Source organism: Roseateles sp., assembly GCF_036404855.1.
In the GTDB taxonomy this organism is placed as follows: Bacteria; Pseudomonadota; Gammaproteobacteria; order Burkholderiales; family Burkholderiaceae_C; genus Pelomonas.
Genome location: NZ_DASWYS010000003.1, coordinates 1 through 3,361 on the forward strand (window position 1 = coordinate 1; position 3,361 = coordinate 3,361).

Annotated in this window: 3 protein-coding genes; all 3 read right to left on the reverse strand. The window is 70.5% G+C overall.

The window, feature by feature from the left end; all coding sequences use genetic code 11:
• The coding region (locus tag VGF12_RS00060; RefSeq protein WP_331174005.1) for a putative bifunctional diguanylate cyclase/phosphodiesterase at positions 1 to 1,952 on the reverse strand (1,952 nt) is incomplete at its 3' end.
• Positions 1,952 to 2,518: a methylamine utilization protein gene (locus tag VGF12_RS00065; RefSeq protein WP_331174006.1), complete on the reverse strand. Its 567-nt coding sequence runs from the start codon at positions 2,516 to 2,518 to the stop codon at positions 1,952 to 1,954. The genes VGF12_RS00060 and VGF12_RS00065, both read right to left, overlap by 1 nt.
• 56 nt (positions 2,519 to 2,574) lie before the next feature.
• Positions 2,575 to 3,361: DNA polymerase III subunit delta (gene holA, locus VGF12_RS00070; RefSeq protein ID WP_331174007.1), on the reverse strand; the 787-nt coding region annotated here is incomplete at its 5' end.

Below are 3,361 nucleotides of genomic sequence, written 5' to 3' on the forward strand. Positions count from 1 at the left end.
GAGGCGGGCGGCACGTGCAGCGGTGCCATCATGGCCTCGATCTTGCCCGGCAGGTCCTGGTCCATCAGATCGCGGGTGGACAGGTTGACCGACAGCCGCAATGCCAGCCCGGCGTCCGCCGCCTGGCGCGCGAAGCGGGCCGCGCCGGACAGCACCCAGGCACTGAGCATGCGGATGAAGCCGGTCTGCTCGGCGAAGGGGATGAACTGCATCGGTGGCACCAGGCCACGCGTGGGATGCTGCCAGCGCACCAGGGCCTCGGCGCCGACGACCCCGCCGTGCTGCAGGTCGATCTTGGGTTGCAGGTAGAGACGCAGCTCGTCGTTCTCGATCGCCCGGCGCAGCTCTGACAGCAGCGACAGCGACTCCTGGCTGCCGGCGTCCAGCTGGGCGTGGTAGATCAGGCTGCCGCACTGGCGGGTCTTGGCCGCGTACATGGCCAGCTCCGCGCGCGCCAGCAGCAGGTTGACGTCGCTGCCATGCTCGGGGAACAGCGCAATGCCGATACCTGCGCCGAGATCGATGGTCTCGTTGTCGATCTGCAGCGGACGCTCGAAGTCCTTCAGGATGGCCAGCGCCGCCTCACTGGCCGCGTGGGCGTCGGTGTGCGCCAGCAGGACGGCGAACTCGTCGCCCGACAGCCGCGCGAGCACCGAATGGGCTGGGGCACACAGCGCCTGCAGGCGCTCTGCCACCGACTGCAGCAGGCGGTCGCCAACCTCGTGGCCCAGCACGTCGTTGACGTGCTTGAAGCGGTCCAGGTCCAGCATCAACACGGCGCCGGGCTGGTCGCTGTGGTTGAGGTGGTGCTGCAGGATTTCCGCGAAGCGGGCGCGGTTGGGCAGCAGCGTCAGCGAGTCCACATAGGCCAGGTTGTTGACCAGGGCGTCGCGGCGGCGGATCCCTTCCCGCATGCTCTCCAGCGCGACCGCCAGCTTGTGCACCTCGTCCAGGCTGGAGGTCGCCGGCACGGGCGTGTCGTAGTCGCCGCCCTCCAGGCGCCGCGCCGAGGCCGACAGGGCCGTGATGGGATTGCTGATGCCGCGCGCCAGCAGCACGCTCACCAGGGCGAAGACGGCCACGCCCAGCACGGTCAGGCCCAGCAGCACCAATTGCAGCTGCTGATAGGGCGCAAGCGCCACGTCCAGCGAGCGAAGAAGCAGCACGCCCAGCGGCTGCTCCCCGGCCCCGATGAGCGGTACGAAGCGGCTTCCCATGCGCTCGCCGGCCAGCTCCAGGATGCCGTCCACCGGCGCCGACCGGCCCAGGCTGGCGCGCAGGGCCGCCCCGCCGGGGCCGTCAAGGTTGTCGACGATGCTCAGCCAGGGCTGGGCCGGTGCCTGCAGCAGCACGACGCTTTGCAGCGCGGACAAGGCCTTGAGGTCGTCCAGCACCTCGCGGTCCAGCGCGAAGGCCATCAGCACCCAACCCACCGGCGCTGGCGTGCGCACCTGCACGGCGACGACCTGGAAGACCTGGTTGCCCTGCACGGCCAGGGCCGCGCCGACGCCGTCGTTGCTCTTGATAAGCTGCCCCAGCGCCGCGCCAAAAGAGGCCGAGCCGTCGCGTGTCGCGGCGACGAGCCGCAGTTGGTCGTCGAAGTAGGCGACGACGGAGGCACCGACCCGCTCGCCCTGGTTGACAAGCGCGTCCTTGATGGTCTCGACGGTGCCGGCCTCGACCAGCGACAGGCCGACGGTGCTGCGGAATCCGTAGTCCTTGGCCAGCAGCTCCGCGGCATCGCGCAGCTTGCCGGCGCGCTGGTCGAGCAGACGCCTCAGCACGCGCTCGCCGGTCTGCAGCTCGGCTGCCAGTGAGTCCTCGGCGTTGTGGGTGATGCTGGCGTGAATGGCGCCGAAGCTGACCAGTTGCACGACCAGCAGCAGCGCCAGGAACAGGGCCACGATGCGCCCTTCCAGGCGGCGCAGGTTCAGCCAGACGGGCCAGCGCATCAGTCGCTCAGCGCCAGCACACTGGTGCCACCCCCGGCCGGCACGTCGAGCCTGAGGCTTTGCAGCGTCGGCGCCTTCTGGCCTGCATGCCAGGCCTTGACGACATGCTCGCCCGCGGCCAGGTCGAAGCTGGCCCGGCCCTTGTCGTCGGTGCGCGCAAAGAGTGGCGTGTCGACGACGACAATGTGGGCACTCATGCGGTCATGGATGTTGCAGCCCAGCGTGGCCACGCCGGGCCTGTCGAAGATGATCGGCTCTGCCGGTGTGCCGGAGTAGAGCTTGATGTCGATGACCTTGATCGGCGAGAACGAGTAGACGTGATGACGCACGGTGTCAAAGTTCGGGAAGCTGACTGCCGTGCCGGTCTGCACGACGAGGAGCTGCGGCGTGAACTGGCGGTCGCGCTGGCCCATCTCGGCCTTGGCACTGGTCGTCCGACTCGCGCGGCCCTTCACCTCGATGGCCACGGCGGCGCCGGCCAGCGGCTGGCCGTTCGGCCCCTGCAGTTGCACGGTCACGGGCACCGCCTGCGCAGCGAGCGCGAGCGTTGCGAGGGCGGCAGGCATCAGGTGGCGAAGAGGCGTCGTCATGGTGTGCGCCCCGGACGATAGCCCAATCGGACTCAGCGGGCCGTCAGAACCACCCCGGCCTTGCCGCTCGCCGCCTCGGCAAGCATCAGGGCAAGACGGCGCAGCGCGGCCCAGGGGTCCGAGGGCCAGTCGGGATGGCGCAGCCCTTTGACGAGGCCATCGCACACCTGCGCAGCCTGCACCAGGGCACCGGCCTGGGCTGCGTCCAGCCGCGGCGCGATGCGCTCGATGAGACGCTCCTTGGCGCCCCAGACGCGCGCCTCGCGCAGCGCCAGGGGCAGCGGCTTGCCGGCATCCAGCGCGGCGCGCACGCGGGCCAGCGCGCGCGCGTCCTCGGCCAGCGTCCAGTGCACCAGAACGGCCGCCTCGCCCTCCGCTTCTAGGCCGTCCAGCATGCGCAGCAGGCGCGGCACGGCGCCCGACAGCACGGCCTCGCTGAGCTTGAAGACGTCGAAGCGCGCCACGTCGAGCACGGCGGCCTCGATCTGCTCGAGGGTCAGCTCACCCCGCGGGTGCAGCAGCGCGAGCTTCTGCAGCTCCTGGTGGGCGGCCAGCAAATTGCCCTCCACGCGGTCGGCGAAGAAGGCCAACGCCTTCTGGCCATCCTCGCCCTCGGGCACGGACTGGCCCTGGGCCTTGAGGCGCTGGGCCAACCAGGCCGGCAGCATGCGGCGCTCCACCGGTTCCACGCGCAGGGACACGCCGTGGCCGTCCAGCGCCGTGAACCAGGCGCTGTTGAGCTGGGTCTTGTCCAAGCGCGGCAGCGTCACCAGGGTCAGCACGTCGTCGGGTGCGGCCTCGGCATAGCGTTGCAACGCG

Coding starts and splice junctions, on each gene's coding strand:
- VGF12_RS00065 (WP_331174006.1), bottom strand. CDS start 2,518: ATGCCTGCCGCCCTCGCAACGCTCGCGCTCGCTGCGCAGGCGGTGCCC.